We start from the raw sequence: 17,624 nt of genomic DNA, 5'->3' as shown, positions 1-17,624 counted from the left end.
GAATATTTCCTGATACATTGAAATTATCAGCTAGTACTTCATGCTTGGCCATGTGCAAACATTCTTTTTAACTATCGTCGAAAACGGAGCGGATGAATGATGAAAAAATGGGAAACTAAGGCGCAATTAATCGATCTTCTATGCGAGCTAGTCCATATTCCAAGCATCACTGGCAGTGCGGGAGAGATTATGCTCCCCCGCTTGGTGACACAACAACTACGATCCCTTGCTTATTTCCAAGCCCACCCCGATCATATCGAAACTCACCCGACCGGCGATGGACGCGAATTTGTGACAGCGCTGGTCAAACATCCAAGCAATGTGAGCAAAACGGTCATCTTGATCAGTCATTTCGATGTTGTGGATGTGATCGATTACGGGATATGGGAACCACATGCGTTTGATCCAAAGACGCTCACTTCCCTGTTTCGCGACAATCGAGAGACCCTGCCCGACACGGTTCGGGCCGACCTCGAAACCGGTCATTGGCTTTTCGGCAGGGGCATCATGGATATGAAATGCGGCTTGGCCTTGCACATGGCCATGATTGAACAAGCTTGCCATCAAGCTTTTGACGGCAACGTATTGTTGTTGACCGTGCCTGATGAGGAGATCAATTCGGTTGGGATGCGGGCGGCAGTTCCCAAACTTTTGGAATTGGCTGAACGACATGGGCTCGTTTACCGCGCTGTCCTAAACTCCGAACCCATGTTCACTCGCTATCCCGGCGATGAAACAAACTATATTTACACCGGCTCCATTGGCAAAGTGTTGCCAGGATTCCTGTGTTATGGCAAAGAAACCCATGTCGGTGAACCCTTTGCTGGGTTAAACGCCAACTTCATGGCCTCCAAACTCACCAACGCTCTGGAGTTGAACACCGACTTTTGCGAAAGAATCGGAGAGGAAGTGACACCTCCCCCAACCAACCAGATGCAAACGGATTTGAAAAAAGATTACTCCGTTCAAATCCCGCACCGAGCAGTCACGTTATTTAATCTGTTCTTATATGATAAAGGCATTGATGAACGCGTCACACAATTACTCTCTCTCGCCCGGGAAGTGGCGGCAGAGATCAAAGAAAACGTACTCATGCAGGCGCAGCGGTATGGCACGTTCACACCGGCAGAAACGGATATAAGCGTGCTCACTTATGAACAACTGTATGCCTATGCGGCGCGCACGCACGGCCAGGAACGCGTGGAACAAATCCTGCAAGAAGCATTACGCCGAAGCGATCCGGGAGACCAACGCCAAACCACGATCAACCTGGTTGATGAACTGGCTATTTTGTGCAAAGAAATGGCTCCCATGATCGTGTTGTTTTTCTCTCCTCCGTATTATCCGGCAGTAAACAAGAGCGACCATCCCTTGATCAAGCGAGTTGTTGCTCATATGATCGACACCGCCCAGAAGACGCATGGAGTGACGCTGAAACACCAGCATTATTTCGGAGGAATTTCTGACCTGAGTTATGTCGGATTGCAAAGACCCTTGTCCACCCTGCTCCCGCTGGTGAACAACATGCCCCTGTGGGAGCGCGGCTATGATATTCCGCTGGGCGCGTTGCAACAACTCGATGTGCCAGTGCTAAACTTTGGCCCTGTCGGCAGGGACGCCCATCAATGGACAGAGCGGCTCAATGTCGATTTTGCATTCGGTCCAATGATGGAATGGTTACCTGAATGTATTCAACAACTTCTAGCCGATGAATAACCACTTGCCTCACATCACTCTGAAAAAACAAGCGGTCAGCCATGGCTGACCGCTTGTTTTCAATATTCCCCTTTATCCACGATTTCGCCCAAATGTCGGGACATCAAATACTCCGTCGCCGCTTGCACATCCCTTGTCAAAAACGGGGGCTTGCCCGGCTCATATATAATCCATCCCAGCAGTTCCACATCGGCCACATAACGATCAATCGTAAACGGACCATAATGAACGGGCTCACCGATCTCAATCCATTCCAAGCTCCATTTTCTCATCGGCGCCAACTCCGTACACCCTTTTACAATATTTGACGGAACACCTTCCTGTTTTGTTTCATTTATCGCAAAAAAATCCTTATTTTTTATCTGTTGTTACCAGGGTGTATCTGATGAATAGGCCAGCGGCTTCAAAACCATTTCTCATTCGCTTCACGCGTGGCGAAGCGCTCATCTAGAAAAGGTTTTTCCGCCGCTTCTTCCTCACCAACTTGATTGATTTGCCAGACACACCCTAGTGAGGGTTGGGCGCAATCTCATTTAATTTGATTCAAATCATATGGCGTTTCTTGGTATACGTAATAATTGAGCCAATTTGAGAACAACAAATTGCCATGGGCGCGCCAACGTTGCAACGGTTGCTGGTTGGGATCATCCTGTGGGAAATAATGTTTTGGAAGCGGCACCTCGATCCCTTTGGCCCGGTCGCGTTCATACTCTTCTTTCAATGTGTACAGTTCATATTCCGAGTGGCCCGTCACAAAAATCTGGCGTCCATCTTTGCTGATTATGATATAAACACCTGCTTCTGGGGATTCAGCCAAGATCTCCAACTCCTCGACCTTCTCGATCTCCTCTCTGCGCACCTCGGACAAACGGGAATGCGGCGCATAGAAACAATCGTCAAACCCGCGCAACAGCTTCGTATTTTGTTTACATATCACATGTTCAAACACACCAAAACACTTTTCCTGCAGTCGGTGTTTGGGGATGCCGTAATGATGGTACAAGGCGGCATGTGCTCCCCAACAGATGTGCAAAGTGGATGTTACATGATGCAGTTTCCAATCCATAATCTGCCGCAACTCGTCCCAATAGTTGACCTCTTCGTAATCCAAATGGCCGACAGGAGCGCCCGTGATGATCATGCCATCGTATTTTTGGTGTCGAATTTCATCAAATGTCTTATAAAACATGGCCAAATGTTCCGGCGGAGTATGCCGGGTGGTGTGCGTCTTCGGATGAATCAGGTCAATCTCCACTTGCAGGGGCGAATTCCCCAAAAGGCGCAGGATCTGGGTTTCAGTTGTGATCTTGATAGGCATCATGTTCAAAATGACGATTTTCAACGGGCGAATATCCTGACGAAAGGCATCCCGCTCCCCCATGACAAAGATGTTTTCCTGATTGAGAATATCGATTGCCGGCAATTTATCCGGAATTTTGATCGGCACCAGCCTCTCCCCCCGTTTCTCCTCGAGCGCACTCTTTTCCTTGCTCGTGGGAAATTTTTTGTTATTTAAACTTGTAAACCAACATACCGCCTAACGCAAGAGGAATGAATAGATTGCGAATATTGAGAAACGATTCATAATTCGCTGAAGCAGATAACCAAAAATTAACTCCTCATCTCCGCCACGGAAAGTCAACCAGACTCCCCCCCATTCTCTTCTTCTGACCACCTTCACGGTGTATAATCGAGCATACGAGCGTCATTCCACTTCAGGAGGAACTCAACTATGAATCATCTCATCGAATTATTGCAAGCAATCCCCTTGTTTCAGGGCCTCACGGAAGCAGAGTTGGAAAAACTGTTGGAAATCGTAGACATCCGCCACTGCCACAAGAAAGAAGTCATCTTCAGAGAAGGTGCTGCGAAAACGGCGATTTACATCATTCAAAGCGGCATGGTGAAAACATACAAAACGGACGACCAAGGGCATGAGCAAATTGTTTGTTTGCTCAAACAGGGGGATATGTTTCCCCACACCGGCTTCTTCAACCAGCTCCCTTACCCAGCAACGGCTGAAACCATTGATCATACCGTGCTGATCTCCATCCCGGTGGCACCGTTTGAACAGGTCATGCTGTCTAATCCCACCATGGCAGTCAAGGTCATGCGGGTGATGGGTAACAAAATATTGGATCTACAAAAACAATTGCACGAGTATGTCGGCCATGATGTACAACAGCGTGCGGTCACCTTTTTGTTGGATCTGGCGGACAAATACGGTGAAAATCAAGATGGCGCGATCCAGATCAACATTCCACTCACCCATCAGGACTTTGCCAGCGCCATCGGCACTACCCGTGAAACGGTCAGCCGGCTTTTGAGTCAACTTCGCAAACAAGGGTTGCTCCGTATGGGTCGGAATCAGTTTGTCATCCTGGACCTGGATGCTTTGCGCCATTGGGCAGGTTCTTAAACGATCCGGATGTGCTGTTCACCTCTTGTTCACACGATTTGTGATATCTATCACATACTTTCCCGGCAAATCCCTTTACCATGAAAGGAGAGCACACATCAGAAGAGAGGGATTTCCATGTTACAGAAGGAAACGATTCGACTGATTCAAGAATCTGTCCCTTTATTACGTGAATACGGGCACAAAATCACCGCCAACTTTTACAAACGTCTGTTCAACGAACATCCCGAATTACTGAATATCTTCAACCACGCCAATCAACATAAAGGCCACCAACCACAAGCCTTGGCCAATGCTGTCTATGCTGCGGCCGCGAACATCACACAATTGGAACAAATTCTGCCGACAGTGAAACACATTGCCCATAAACATCGGAGCATCGGGGTGCTACCGGAGCATTATCCCATCGTCGGCCAAAATTTGCTGTTAGCCATGCGCGACGTGTTACAAGACAAACTGACAGAACCGATGCTGAACGCTTGGCAAGAGACGTACGGGGTCATCGCTGACCTCTTTATCCAAATGGAAGAAGAATTGTATCAGCAAGCAGAACAGCAACCCGGTGGCTGGCGTGGATTCCGGGATTTGGTCGTAACCAAAAAAGTGCGCGAAAGCGAGCACATCACGTCCTTTTATTTGGAGCCAAAAGACGGCCAACCGCTGCCCACCTTCCTGCCGGGCCAATATATTAGTGTCAAAGTAGAGATTCCAAGCGATCCCTACACACACATCCGGCAATACAGCCTTTCTGACGACCCCAATGCGTCACATTACCGCATCACGGTGAAGAGGGAAGAGAAAGGCAAAGTATCAACTTATCTCCATCAAGAAATCGAAGAAGGAAGTGTGCTGTCCGTCAGCGCACCAGCCGGTGTGTTTACACTGGAGCAAACCGACTCCCCTGTCATCTTGCTTAGCGCCGGCGTAGGCTTGACACCGATGTTGAGCATGCTTAAAGCATTAGCCCAATCTCCCTCTACGCAGCGAGTCATCCATATTCACGCCACGCGCAACAGCCAAACACATGCACTGCGGGAAGAGGTACTCCGCATCGCCAACAGCCATGCCCATATCGAAAACTATTTCTGCTATTCTCAACCTACGGACACGGATCGGTTGAACCGGCTATATGACAAAGAAGGGCTCATTGACGCTGAGTGGCTGAAAACGGTATTGCCTTCCACTGGTCATTTCTATTTGTGCGGGCCGTCGGCGTTCATGCGCGATTGCTACCAAGCACTTCTGTCACTGGGCATTGATCCAGCCGCGATCCATCATGAAATTTTCGGTCCAGCCGGAGCATGGACCCCGCCTGCTGCTGCACGGATGGGAGCAACGCAATAAATGCGGTCGGGAACTGACTGCTCCCATCTGCCAACATGACCCTGTTTTCTCCTTGCTATGCCACACACACTTGCATCGTCCTTGGCTATGCCCGAACGCATGGCCAAGGACGTTTTGTGTTAGCTATCAACAGCAAATCTCGCTGATGCCCGAATCGTCGATATCTACTATATAGCCTGAGACGCATACTTGCTGAGAATTGGCTTGCGAGTTGGAATCGATTCTTTCTTATTGGCCCATTGGTCGCTTTCAACAGGAAAAGCCTCTTTTTGCAAAACCTTGCTTCATTAGTAATTTGTCTGTCGATATATTGTTTGCTCTACAAACATGTTTACATAGATTTTGAACCAGAAGCACCCCTTGCCCGCATCACTTTCCTCTCCCCCCTGCTTTTTTTGGTGTTTGATCGCGTTTTGAGCGTGACATCATCATCATCGTCCTCATCATCCAGGATGGTTTGATTCGTTTCCTCCTCCGTTTGTTTTTCCTCTGACACGACCGCTGGCTCCCGCTTCATTTCAGCGACTCGTTTGCGCAGCGTCTCTATTTGCTCTTCTTTTTGATCTAGCTCTTTCTCCAACTGCTCCAGCTGCGCTTCCATTTTCATTGCTTTGTCTTGTTCATAACGCAATCGGGTATAGCTTGGCCCAATGATTCCCGACTAAATGACCGCAAGGATGAAAATGGCTGCATTCCACTTCCTCCGACCCAGGTCTATTCGCCGCTTCCCCAAGGGGATAATCAGCTTCCGATGCCAGCGGCTCGGGTAAACCATGCCAATCAAAGTGTACAACCCCACACACGCAAGAACAAATTCCATTAGCGGCTTCCCAAATGTCCAAAATGCAGACAAAGCAACCCGGAAAGTATTGGCCCAGGGTAAAAACGCATCTCCGTCCCAACAGCTCGGCCCTGCTTGGTCTGAATTTTCATTTACCCGAAAATGAAAAAATCAACTCTTTATCCATTCACAATAAACCATTTATTTAAGGCTATTTTTCATGTCTATTGGTTCACGAAAGCTCTGTTTCGTAAACCATTTATTTTTAAAGCGCATGTGATGCTGTATTCTGCACACAAAATTTCCTTTTCGCACCCGCCAAACTGACTACTTGCCTGGGTACACCTCTTCGCAAAACTTAGCCTCTGTTCAGCTTTGATTCATCTGCCATTCAGCTTTAAAGAGATAAAATTGAATGGAATCATCAAGCAATAGGTGGCACCACTGTAAAGAAACGTTTATGGCGGGCATTGCGCAAATCATTCCCAATGACGCTTCGTTGGTTATGGCGCTGATTTCTCTCTTATATGGAGAGTTAAACTGGTCTTTGGACAATGGTGTTGGTCATCATGAACCTCGTGCTCTTGTGGATGGGCCGACGGAAACTGTTAATGTTTTTTTGGAAAAACATCCCTGCGGATCAAGCATCAGAGAAAAGAAGGGAAGTAGCATAACTCCATTTATCACGAACGCACTAATTATTCTGTGTGTGGTGATCACCTTTTTTACTTGGTCAAAGATGATGTAGAAGAAAAGAAGAAAACCAAATCCTGAACCCTCGGGTATACTTACCAAAAGAAAAGAATCCCCAGCCGATTCAACAGCTGGGGATGCATGCTTCACATTAAAATTTGAAATGGTCGGGATGTTGCCCAAAGCGGTGATTTTGATTTAATCCATCCAGTCGCGCCATATCCTCAGGCGAAATCTCAAAGTCAAAAATGTCCGCGTTTCCCTCAATCCGACTTGGTGTAACAGACTTGGGGATGGTCACCACTCCATGCTGTAAATCCCAACGCAATACCAATTGCGCCGGCGTCTTGCCATATTTTTGGGCCAACTCCACAATCACCGGCTGATTCACAACATTGCCCCGCATCAGCGGACTCCACGCTTCCAACTGAATCTTCTCCCTCTCACAAAAGGCGCGCAACTCCTCCTGTGTCAACAAAGGATGGAATTCCACCTGATTGACTGCTGGCGGCACTTCACAGGCAGCCAGCAACTCCTGCAAATGATGCGTTTGAAAATTGCTCACCCCGATTGCGCGCACCCAGCCATCCCGGTACAACTTTTCCAAGGCCCGCCATGTATCCCGGAACATCCCCGGCACCGGCCAATGAATAAGATACAGATCGAGGTAGTCCAAGCCCAACTTTTTGCGGCTACGGTCAAAGGCAGCCAGCGTGGCTTCATACCCTTGATCCGTGTTCCACACTTTGGTGGTGACAAACAGTTTATCCCTTGCGATCCCCGATTGTTTGAGCGCATGGCCCACGCCGGTTTCATTATGGTAGAAAGCCGCCGTATCCACACTGCGATAGCCTGCTTGAAGAGCCGTTTCCACCGCCTGCTCCACTTCTTTGCCTTCTTGTGCCTTATACACCCCCAAACCCAACCAAGGCATTTCCACCCCGTTGTTTAGCAAAACACAATCCGTAATTTGACGCACCATCCTTCTACTTCCTTTCCATTCTTCTGATTTATTCCGGTTCACCCACCAGGGATGGCAAGCAAGTACATTATACCTACCCTCCCCTGCCCATGAAAGGCGCACCGCAAGCACGATTGTGCGTTAACGCTCATCCCGGCAAGTTTCCACGCTTATATTGGTCTAGGCAACTTTTGCAGATGCATGCCTTGTTTTTGTACGCTGATGGTACCTGTTCGAGCAGACCCGCAGGAAACGCTTCTATTCTACACCAACAGTCACCGATGCGCTGCTCCGCCAGATTGCCGCACTGGTTGTGTTTGCCGCACAGCGGACAAGTTGCCGGATTCACACCGCCCATTTCTCCCCATCCCTTCTTATCTTTTCACATCGCATAAAGTTACTGCCTTCAACCTGTCACACAATATTTTGCAACTATTTCAGAATAAGACACGTCACAATTGAGCAACAACCTAATCACATTAAAAGAAAAACCGGAGGAAACAAACATGCATTCAGGTAAGCGCCGATCTCAAGCACTCTTGTTCGGCCTGGCTTTCACCCTATTGGTCGGTTGCAGCTCGCATAGCATACAGATGGACACCAGCCAACCGCTCCAACACACATCTGGCAGCATGGCAAACCACTCGTTCGACAAGACGGCGGCCAACAACGCTTCCACCACCTCCAACCAATTGCCATCGACGCAAAAAATGAGCAAAAAAATGATCTACACCGCGCGCATCAACTTGACTGTGCCCAATTACAAGGACACAAAAACCAAGCTGGAAGCGCTGGTGGAGCAACATGGCGGTTACATGATAAACAGCTCGGAAAGATCGAGCCACACGATCCGGGGCGACTTCACCTACCGTATTCCACAAGCGCAGTTTGACCCATTTATCAAGGAGATACCCAAATTGACAAAGGCCCCCTCTCCTTCCATTCAAATCAATGGAAATGATGTCTCCGAAGAAATGGTGGATCTAGCTTCGCGGCTGAAAGCGAAACAAGTGATGGAAAACCGTTTACTTGATTTCATGAATAAGGCTACCAAAACAAGTGATTTACTTAGCATCTCCACCCAATTGAATCAAACTCAAGAAGAAATCGAACAAATCAAAGGACGGTTAAACTATTTAAACAACAAAGTGAATTTTTCCACCGTCCACCTCACCATCGAGCAAGCGGTCGTCTCACCCACCGCATCCAACCCATCTTTGGGCAAACAGATGGCTGAAGCGTTTTCGCTAAGCATCGCCCGACTAAAGGCATTTGGAGAAAACTTGCTCATTTTCCTTGCTGCTGCTTTACCCATCTTGTTTGTCTTGGGAGTGATTACGGTTCCGGTGATTTGGTTGGTGCGCCGAATGAAAAAGAAAAATAACCAGCCGACCCCACCCCCTGCTTCAGATTCATCCTATTAACAGGCGGCATAGGTACGCATGGTGTCGGTCAGCAATGCAAAAGAGCGGGACACGTAATGTAGCCCGGCTTTTTGCGTCTTGTGGGAATGCCAAATCAAGTCCTTACTCGCCGGACACCATCTTCCATCCTTTTTCCTTTCTCGCCAATTTTATATACAATGGGTAGGTTGAAGGGGAATCAAAGAAAAAGTGGTAATTAGTACAAGACAAGCTGTGAAAGGATGGAGATGGCAGTGGCGACCAGATCAAATGAAGAATTGCAGTTATTGAGCATTCCTTTTCGGAGCAGACTGAACCAATTTATGAGCAGTCTGACCAAAAAGCGGATTGTGTTGAATTGGCACAAGGACAAAGAGCGCATAAAGCGCAAACTGTATAAGGATGATGTGGACTGTGACACCCAGTTCCTGTTGTGCTTGGCCGATTATTATCATGAGATTAAACCCATTTTGCTGCAATCTTACCGGGAGGAATATCCCGAAGAACCGCCCACGCCAGCCAAATTGAAAGAATGGATGGAGGACTGCGCCATCGCTTCCAGCGTACTTGGCCACAAAAAAGCCCGCAATGTGTGGTTGGAAATCATCCGTGTTTTTGAATGGTTGATGGAAGCCAACCTGATCCCGATGAATGAAAAAAACGTATTGATATAAAAAGGCTGAGGATCCCCCTCAGCCTAATAACCGGCCACCCCATCAGCGTTTCCGTTTTCCCCGATTGGCCAACTGGATGGCTTCAAGAATTTTGCGCTGATATTCATCCTCTTCGGATTGGCGCGCTTCTTGAAGCCGTTTCGCTTCTGCTTGCAACCGCTTTCTCTTTCTGTCTAAAATTTCAAGATACTTTTGATCAAAATCATCCCCGCTGTACCCCGCAAACAGGGACATTTTGCTCGCATCACTTTGCTTTCTCCTCTGCTGCTGATTCCCACTAAACAATCCCATGTCAAGCCCCCCATCATTTTTTCTGTTTGGGGTGTGTAATATGATCATGATTATTTCCTATATGACGGAATGATCGTTCAATTCATTCCCTTCCCTTCTTACTATGCGATAAACGACCAGCGCAATTCAATAGGCTTGCACAAATGACATGGATCATTCACCGTTTTGCCCTAGTAGCGCCAAAAAACGTTTTTTCATCAGACAAATAATTCAATTGCTTGTTGCAATTTAGTATTCTTAAGCATAGAGATCATATCTGACAAAAGAATAAAGATATGTAATCCACATCGAGCAACTAGACAAATGGGAGGATTCGCAATGGTAAAAAAGACATTATGGGGATTGGCTTTATTCAGTTCCCTGGTCTTGCTGTGTTTTGGCGCGTTTTTGTTGTATGTGACGCTGACCGATTATGAACCTGAACCGATCCTGCCTCTCACCGTCAACAATAACGCGAGCCAGAAATTGACTACTGGTATCCCGTTCACGGTGACCACGTTTAACATCGGCTACGCCGGTTTGGACAAAGACCAAGACTTCTTCATGGATGGAGGAACCCGCTCCCGTGCCGCCAGTAAAGAGCAAACTACAAAAAACTTAAACAAGATCCTTGCCTTTTTGAAAAAAGAAGCTTCTTCGTTCTATCTATTGCAAGAGGTGGATGTGGACTCGTCCCGAAGCTATCATATCAACCAACCGGCCGCCATGCGGCAACATCTTCCGGACTATGGATTGGTGTTTGCCCAAAATTATTTGGTGCCATGGGTGCCAATACCCATCTTCGACCCCATGGGTTCTGTCAACGGGGGACTGGTCACCTTATCCAAGTATCAGTTGAAGCAAAGCACCCGCTTCTCCCTGTATGGCAAGGAAGATTGGCCACAGCAACCATTTGACTTGGACCGGTGTATTATGGAAAATCGGATTCCCTTACAAAATGGGAAAGAATTGATCCTAGTTAACCTGCATCTGTCTGCCTTTGACAAAGGCGGAAAAGTCAGAAAGCAACAACTGGCCTTTTTGAAAGAATTTATGCAACGCCACGTGCAAGCAGGAAACTATTTGATTCTGGGCGGAGACTGGAACCACCTGATCCCTGGCACGGACCCAAAACGATTTAAAGCGAAAGAATCTTGGCCTGAGTGGATGCAAACGATCCCGCCCGACTTTCTGCCCAAAGGGTTTACTTGGGTGGCAGATGGCAGTGTTCCCACATCCAGAACGTTGGCACTCCCTTTTAAGCAGGGAATCAACTTTCAGTCCAACATCGACGGCTTCTTGGTCTCCTCCAATGTAGAAGTGAAACGTGTATATGGCCATTCGCTTCAATTTGAATACAGTGACCATAATCCCGTTACCGCCGAATTTGTATTAAAATAACAAGCATGAAAAAAGCCGCCGGCCCGCCTGATTGGCGGATGTCAGCGGCTTTGTCCTGCCTATGTCACTGCGGCAAAGCAATTTCCACCTTTTTGGTGGTCACATGACCCACAGCATCTTTCACTCGAAGGGTGACCGAATTTTTGCCGGGTTTCAATTGGCCCTTTGTAAACGCATGATGGAACTCAAATAATCCATCTTCAACATAGTTCAAATCTTCGATAATCTGCCAATCTTTCTCTCCAGCGAGACGCCAGCTCACCTCTTCCAGCCAAGCTTCTTTCACTTTGCCTGACAGTTGATCAGCGTCGGCTGTTAATTCGGTGATAACCGGGGCTTTGGTGTCGATGAGGACGAAGAAGTTGGCTTCTGCTTTTTTCCCCAAGTATTCACATTCGACGATAATCACGTAATCTCCATCAGGTAACTTCTTCCCTTTGCTGTCTTTCCCATCCCACATCCAATCCGTGTAGCCAGCGGCCGGATTGTTGGTTTGATATAGCAGATACTTTTTCCCGCCTTCCGAGCTTTCGGCGGTGATTTTCAACGAAGATGGCACCACAGCCAAATAGTACGTCAAGAGCGTAAATTTGTGTTCATCTTTGCCGTCGGGTGAGATGATGTATGCAGATTGTCCCAAACTGGTGATGACTTCATAGCCCTTCGGTTCATTCAAAGCGATAAAGGGAACCTTCAATTCTTGTTTTCCATCTTTCAAAAATACGGCTCCCGTGTAAATCCCGCGGGGCAAAGATGTGTTAAAGCTCATCGTCACCGGCACCTGCCCCTGTGATTTAGCACCGACTACTAGGGTGGACGGAACAGTCACGCGAATTCCTTTTTTGCCATTGTCTAGCTCCGCTCGTACGGCATAGCGTTTCGCTTTGCCAGACAGGTTTTCTACCCGTAAGGTTCGATCGATCTTCTTCACCCCAGTTTTGGGTTGTAACAAACCAAAGCTGAGGCGGTTTGAAACGACCAGGGATTGTGTAGTGATCGCCTTGGGCAAATCAATACGCCCAGCTCCCTGCGAAATGGGGGAATACTCTTTCTTCTCCGTATCCTTCAGCTTGACCGCCGTATTAGACAAGGCCGATTTTACTTGTTCCGGATTCCAGTCGGGATGCTTCTGCAAAAGCAATGCGGCAGCTCCAGCCACGTGCGGGGTAGCCATGCTTGTTCCGCTCATTTTTCCATATCCCGTTTTCTCTAAGGAACGGGGCAAGGTGCTTACAATGTCGACACCGGGTGCTGTCACATCCGGCTTAACATCCCAGATGCCATTGGCCGGTCCGCGTGAACTGAAGTCGACCATTTTTTCCCGTTTGACTGAGCTGAGCTTGATCTCTGTTTTGCCAGCAGCTAGCTGATTCTTGATGTGGGTACCAAAATCGCCGGAAATCGTCACGATTGGCACAAAGCGCTTTGTGTCCGGTTCGTCATTTTCATTTGTTTCCATCGGGATGGCAAACCAGTCACCTTTGAGGTGATTATAGATGATTACAGCCATCGCTCCAGCTCGTTTGGCGTTTTCGGCAACCTCCTGTACATCATCACCGCTCCGTTGAACCAATGCGATCTTGCCTTTGGCATCGATTTTTTTGAAGTCAGATTTTTTACCTTTTCCTGCATCTACCAGCTGATAAGTTCCCTTCAATGGAAATTGGGGCGATGAAGTGATTAAATTGGTCTCCATTTTCTTGTTGTCCCCGACTACCTGCACAACCGGGGAAGGAATAATCTTCGTTGAAGCCCCGACGGAGATGATATTGGGGGATGCGGCAGGTGCTCCGACACTCCAGGTTGCGGGACCCGCATTGCCGTTGGCAACAACAACCACAATCCCTTTTTTGACCGCCCGTTCAAGGGATTGAGAGACAGCTTCATCCGGCACATTGACATCCATCCCCAAAGAGAGGTTCATCACATCGGCTCGGTCTTTGACCGCTTGCTCGATCCCACTGATAACCCAGTCCGTGGTTCCACCGCCATGCGCCCCCAATACCCGGTAAGCCAACAGGGATGCTTCGGGAGCCACCCCTTTGATTTTTCCGTTGGCCGCGATGGTCCCGGCGACATGTGTGCCATGCCCCACTTCATCCTGCGGAATCTTGTCATTTTCTACAAAGTCATATCCGCCAATCATATTCTTTTTCAGATCAGGGTGATTCATATCCACGCCCGAATCGATGACAGCAACTTTGATGCCTTTGCCGGTAACCGCCTGTTTTCGGCCATCGCGCATCTTCCAAACATCCGGTGCTCCGATCAGCGGGGCGCTTTTAGACATCAAGGCTTTGTAAGTACGTATAGGGTGGATGCGTTTCACACCGGGAAAAGCCGCCACTTTTTGTAAATCATCCCCTTTGAGGGTGACAGCCATACCTGAGAAAACCGTATCATAGGTACGTTTCACCCGCAGGCCCGGAGAGCGTTCTTTCATTTCTGCAATCAACTGCTTTTGTTTTTGGCCCAAGTATTTGCGATATTCCCCTTCGTTTTTCAGCGGCCCCTTCTTGGTTTTAGACAAAGAACTGTACACCACGGTTGGCGCTTCGCTCATCTCAATGATGACAGAAGCTTGTTTCCCTTTGCTGGCAACAACACCCGGCACCAACTTGTTTTTTTGCGCAGTTGCCGCAACATGAGGAGTAGGCGATGCGGCAACAGCCGGACTCCCCCATCCTCCCGTTCCCAGCACAAGAGAGGCACACAATACATAAGGGATAAGCTTTTTCATAGTGAATCCCCTCCATATAATCAAACATTTTAATAAAATGAAAATGTTCATCCTACAGACAATTAATTCACCTTTTCCCTTTAATCACCACCATTATAAAATTTTTAAATTTAAATTAAGTATAAATCTATACCCGAGAAAAGTTGTTTCGAAATCGTTACATAAATGCTACGAAAGTTTGCTGTTAACAAATTTGTCGTTTTTTTCCTTCCTGACTCCCCAAACAGTCATAAGAACACCCCCGCCATGTATCGTTGACGGGGGTGGGTAACACGTCCTGTAAGCCAATGGAGGTACCGCTTCTATCAGACTCTTTGCGGAAATGATAGTACCGCCGGATCGACTTTGGGCACCAGTCCTTCTTGTGCGGCCCGGCCAAGCAAAGCATTGATTGCTGCATATCCGGTCTCGCCCAAATTGGCCGTGTATTCATTTACATATAGATTGATGTGCGCTTGGGCCACTTCCGGATCCAACTCTTGAGCGTGGCGCAACACATACTCCCGTGAAGCGGCGGGATGCGCCCAGCCGTATGCGACCGACGCGCGGATCCAGCCTGCGATGGCCTCAACGTCGAGAGAGCGCCGGGCGATAATCGCCCCCAGTGGAATCGGCAAGCCCGTGTCTTCCTCCCACCATTGCCCCAAGTCGACCACCTGTTTCAAACCATAAGACGGGTAAGTAAAACGGGCTTCATGTATCACCAAGCCAGCATCGACTGCTCCGTCACGCACTGCCGGCATAATTTCATGAAACGGCATGACCACAATCTCACCCACGCCTCCGGGCACCTGTTGAGCCGCCCATAGCCGAAACAAAAGATAAGCGGTTGAACGCTCACTGGGAACAGCCACCCTACGTCCTGACAACATATCCGGCTGACAAGCATCTTCTTCACCAGCCGTCAACACCAATGGCCCGCAACCCCTTCCCAGGGCACCCCCGCACGGCAACAAAACGTATTCTGACATCACCCACGGCAAAGCCGCACACGATATTTTCAACACATCCGGTCCGCCCGGCTCGGCGGCTAACCCGTTGGTGATGTCAATATCGGCATACGTGACGTCTAATTGCGGCGCGCCTGGCACGAACCCATGCACCCAAGCGTGAAATACAAATGTGTCATTGGGACAAGGAGAAAAAGCGATCTTCATGTCAACACCTCCCGTAGTACTGAGCTGGCGGCAGTCAACGCCTCCAACGCTTCACTGATTCGCCAAGCATCCCGGTCGCGCGGGCCAACAGGATTGGAGATGGCGCGCAGTTCAAGAATTGGCACACCGCAACGGCTCGCTGCGGCGGCCACACCAAATCCTTCCATCCCTTCAGCGGTGGCTCTCGGCACCCGTGCAACCAGCTCGGCGGCAGTCTCTGCCGTGCCCGTCACCGTTGACACGGTAAGAACTGCACCAGTGGTGACCGGCAATCCAGCCATGTGCAAAGCCTCAACGACTTGTCTCATCCAGTCTTCGTCCGCCCGAAACCTTGTTGAACCAAAGCCAAGCTCGTCCAAGCTGAGAAACCCTTCTGGTGACTGCGCTCCCAAATCGGCGGCGATGATCTCATCCGCCACTACAAGCGAACCCAGTTCAGCTCTTCCTTTGAACCCCCCAGCGATGCCAGCCGCAATCACCAGGTCATACTTGCCCGCAGCCAATGCCGTCGCTGTACTGATCGCGGCTGCAACGGGCCCAACACCAGCAGCCATTACATGAAAATTTGCGGTGTCGCCAATCCCACGCAACACTGCTTCTTTTTCAGCTGAAACTGCAGTGACCATGAGCACACGCATTCCTGCTTCCTGCTTCTTCGCATGAAACACTGTAGGCGTTTCTTGCATCTGATCAAGATTCATTTGCACTATCTCCTTTATTTCGCTTTCCTAATTATAAAGGGGATCAGCCATGACATCAAATCATGCAAACCGCGTACGTGCATTTGCCGTACCAGCCCTTTCATCAGCTTTCACACCTGATATTGGGCAACAAAAAAAGCCCCGCCTCAGGGTGTGTCTGATGAGTAGTTCAGCAGTTTCAAAACCATTTACTCATTCGCTTCACGCGTAACGAAGCGCTCCTCAAGAAAAGGTTTTTCCTCCGCTTCTTCCCACCAATTTGATTTTCCAGACACACCCTAGTCAAGGCGAGGATCTTTTAGGTGTACCGTCACAGGCGCATCAGCTGATTCATTTTGAATAATTCATGCATTGGATGCTTTGCAGTTCAGAAGCATGGACATAACGGAAACCCATCAATGTGTTAAAGAAGTACCAAATATTTGACCCGTTTACCAAATCACCCTTTACCATCCCGTTAAAACCATGGGTGGTTCCCCCCGGCCACGTGAGTTCCACCTCCGCGTCTACGCGTGGTTCAAGGCGGACTGATGCTCCTCCATCAACTACTGACGCTTGTAGCCGTCCATTCTCACAGGCGGCATCACCCGACTGGCCGGCTGCGGCTTGCATCGACGCCACCTGCTCATGTGCTCTGACCATGGACGCTTGCCCCCATATGCTCACTAAAACCAACGCTACAGATACCAACCACTTATTCATGCTCTTTCCTCCAACGAATAAATAAGGCAAAGGTTATTCTATTTAATTAATCCATACGGAAACATGCTTAATCTTGTGGGAAGGATCAGGCATTGACAGAACTTGGACGGGGCTGGTCAATTGCGGAGAGACTACGGCATGAGGCTGCGGCTTAATTTCATTAGCCCAAATGAGCAACCGAGTGTCATTGATCCGGACAACACTATCAACCTCGATCGCATAGCCGGTTGTCGGCCGAATTCCCAAAGACAAAATCACATAAGCAATTCCATCTTTATGAACCAATGCATGGCCATCAGTAACCCGCCACTGAAGTTCTTGCACTTTGCTTTTCACTTCATCCGGAAAATAATTAATATTTTCTGCAATTTTAAACGAGGTTTCAATTGTTTCTTCTGCAGACGCGTAAGAATTGGACGGAATCACTCCACACAATGCGGTGACCATCAAGAAAGCGAGCAAACAAACTCCCATTCTTTTCCCATCCACATTTAAAACCCCTTTCTAAAATTTACTCCTTTTCTATAATAACATACTCATCTGTATTTTTGCATATAGAATATAATAAAAATAAATATTATTTTCAATATAAAAAGCAGGATAACCCCCTACCAATCACTAAAACCCCACTTTACCTTTGTATTCACTCAACATGATCGAAA

At 48.3% G+C, this 17,624-nt stretch carries 18 protein-coding genes; 7 read left to right on the top strand and 11 right to left on the bottom strand.

Annotated elements, in window-relative coordinates; translation table 11 throughout:
• Window positions 1-99 precede the first annotated feature (99 nt).
• Window positions 100-1,716 carry a M20/M25/M40 family metallo-hydrolase gene (locus tag EDC32_RS03190; protein ID WP_132219990.1) on the top strand — a complete coding sequence of 539 codons (1,617 nt, stop codon included), beginning with the start codon at window positions 100-102 and terminating at the stop codon, window positions 1,714-1,716.
• Window positions 1,717-1,775: 59 nt separating this feature from the next.
• On the opposite strand, the gene EDC32_RS03185 is transcribed toward EDC32_RS03190, so the two are convergent.
• Both EDC32_RS03185 and metA read right to left on the bottom strand, forming a co-directional pair.
• Complete coding sequence (locus EDC32_RS03185) at window positions 1,776-1,988, bottom strand: hypothetical protein (protein WP_132219989.1); 213 nt, start codon at window positions 1,986-1,988, stop codon at window positions 1,776-1,778.
• 257 nt (window positions 1,989-2,245) lie between these two features.
• On the bottom strand, window positions 2,246-3,163 hold the full coding sequence (gene metA, locus EDC32_RS03180) for a homoserine O-acetyltransferase MetA (protein WP_132219988.1): 918 nt from the start codon (window positions 3,161-3,163) through the stop codon (window positions 2,246-2,248).
• Window positions 3,164-3,448: 285 nt separating this feature from the next.
• Between metA and EDC32_RS03175 the strand changes: the two genes are divergently transcribed.
• Together EDC32_RS03175 and hmpA are read left to right on the top strand one after the other, a co-directional pair.
• Complete coding sequence (locus EDC32_RS03175; protein WP_132219987.1) at window positions 3,449-4,135, top strand: Crp/Fnr family transcriptional regulator; 687 nt, start codon at window positions 3,449-3,451, stop codon at window positions 4,133-4,135.
• A 117-nt stretch (window positions 4,136-4,252) separates the two neighbouring features.
• Window positions 4,253-5,479: an NO-inducible flavohemoprotein gene (gene hmpA, locus EDC32_RS03170; protein WP_132219986.1), complete on the top strand. Its 1,227-nt coding sequence runs from the start codon at window positions 4,253-4,255 to the stop codon at window positions 5,477-5,479.
• A 331-nt stretch (window positions 5,480-5,810) separates the two neighbouring features.
• Here hmpA and EDC32_RS03165 read toward each other — a convergent pair whose 3' ends face one another.
• Entirely contained in the window at window positions 5,811-6,110 is a 300-nt protein-coding gene (locus EDC32_RS03165; protein WP_132219985.1) for a hypothetical protein, read from the bottom strand.
• Between the two features lie 565 nt (window positions 6,111-6,675).
• On the opposite strand from EDC32_RS03165, the gene EDC32_RS03160 reads away from it, so the two are divergent.
• Entirely contained in the window at window positions 6,676-7,008 is a 333-nt protein-coding gene (locus tag EDC32_RS03160; protein WP_132219984.1) for a hypothetical protein, read from the top strand.
• Window positions 7,009-7,104: 96 nt separating this feature from the next.
• Here EDC32_RS03160 and EDC32_RS03155 read toward each other — a convergent pair whose 3' ends face one another.
• Complete coding sequence (locus tag EDC32_RS03155; RefSeq protein WP_211341884.1) at window positions 7,105-7,935, bottom strand: aldo/keto reductase; 831 nt, start codon at window positions 7,933-7,935, stop codon at window positions 7,105-7,107.
• A gap of 127 nt (window positions 7,936-8,062) precedes the next feature.
• Window positions 8,063-8,272, bottom strand: coding sequence for a cysteine-rich CWC family protein (locus tag EDC32_RS03150; protein WP_132219983.1), 210 nt, complete (start codon window positions 8,270-8,272; stop codon window positions 8,063-8,065).
• A 148-nt stretch (window positions 8,273-8,420) separates the two neighbouring features.
• Here EDC32_RS03150 and EDC32_RS03145 point away from each other — a divergent pair, with 148 nt between their 5' ends.
• Together EDC32_RS03145 and EDC32_RS03140 are read left to right on the top strand one after the other, a co-directional pair.
• Window positions 8,421-9,338, top strand: coding sequence for a DUF4349 domain-containing protein (locus EDC32_RS03145; RefSeq protein WP_132219982.1), 918 nt, complete (start codon window positions 8,421-8,423; stop codon window positions 9,336-9,338).
• A 233-nt stretch (window positions 9,339-9,571) separates the two neighbouring features.
• Window positions 9,572-9,991: a hypothetical protein gene (locus EDC32_RS03140; protein ID WP_132219981.1), complete on the top strand. Its 420-nt coding sequence runs from the start codon at window positions 9,572-9,574 to the stop codon at window positions 9,989-9,991.
• 42 nt (window positions 9,992-10,033) lie between these two features.
• Here EDC32_RS03140 and EDC32_RS03135 read toward each other — a convergent pair whose 3' ends face one another.
• Window positions 10,034-10,282: a hypothetical protein gene (locus tag EDC32_RS03135; protein ID WP_029071755.1), complete on the bottom strand. Its 249-nt coding sequence runs from the start codon at window positions 10,280-10,282 to the stop codon at window positions 10,034-10,036.
• Window positions 10,283-10,600: 318 nt separating this feature from the next.
• Between EDC32_RS03135 and EDC32_RS03130 the strand changes: the two genes are divergently transcribed.
• Complete coding sequence (locus EDC32_RS03130) at window positions 10,601-11,662, top strand: endonuclease/exonuclease/phosphatase family protein (RefSeq protein WP_132219980.1); 1,062 nt, start codon at window positions 10,601-10,603, stop codon at window positions 11,660-11,662.
• A gap of 64 nt (window positions 11,663-11,726) precedes the next feature.
• Here EDC32_RS03130 and EDC32_RS03125 read toward each other — a convergent pair whose 3' ends face one another.
• The 5 genes from EDC32_RS03125 to EDC32_RS03105 form a co-directional block, all read right to left on the bottom strand.
• Window positions 11,727-14,402: a S8 family serine peptidase gene (locus EDC32_RS03125; protein ID WP_158283210.1), complete on the bottom strand. Its 2,676-nt coding sequence runs from the start codon at window positions 14,400-14,402 to the stop codon at window positions 11,727-11,729.
• A 305-nt stretch (window positions 14,403-14,707) separates the two neighbouring features.
• Window positions 14,708-15,559 (bottom strand): 1,4-dihydroxy-6-naphtoate synthase, encoded by an 852-nt coding sequence (locus EDC32_RS03120; protein WP_022735974.1) that lies wholly within the window; start codon window positions 15,557-15,559, stop codon window positions 14,708-14,710.
• Window positions 15,556-16,245 carry a futalosine hydrolase gene (locus EDC32_RS03115; RefSeq protein WP_132220915.1) on the bottom strand — a complete coding sequence of 230 codons (690 nt, stop codon included), beginning with the start codon at window positions 16,243-16,245 and terminating at the stop codon, window positions 15,556-15,558. The genes EDC32_RS03120 and EDC32_RS03115 overlap by 4 nt, the downstream gene beginning before the upstream one ends.
• Window positions 16,246-16,590: 345 nt before the next feature.
• Window positions 16,591-16,962, bottom strand: a complete 372-nt coding sequence (locus EDC32_RS03110) for a hypothetical protein (protein ID WP_132219978.1) — start codon at window positions 16,960-16,962, stop codon at window positions 16,591-16,593.
• Between the two features lie 42 nt (window positions 16,963-17,004).
• Entirely contained in the window at window positions 17,005-17,451 is a 447-nt protein-coding gene (locus EDC32_RS03105; protein WP_132219977.1) for a protease complex subunit PrcB family protein, read from the bottom strand.
• Window positions 17,452-17,624 lie beyond the last annotated feature (173 nt).

This window comes from Laceyella sacchari (genome assembly GCF_004343255.1).
In the GTDB taxonomy this organism is placed as follows: Bacteria; Bacillota; Bacilli; order Thermoactinomycetales; family Thermoactinomycetaceae; genus Laceyella; species Laceyella sacchari.
The sequence above is the reverse complement of the archived record's forward strand: the minus strand, read 5'-3'. Positions and strand labels throughout refer to the sequence as shown.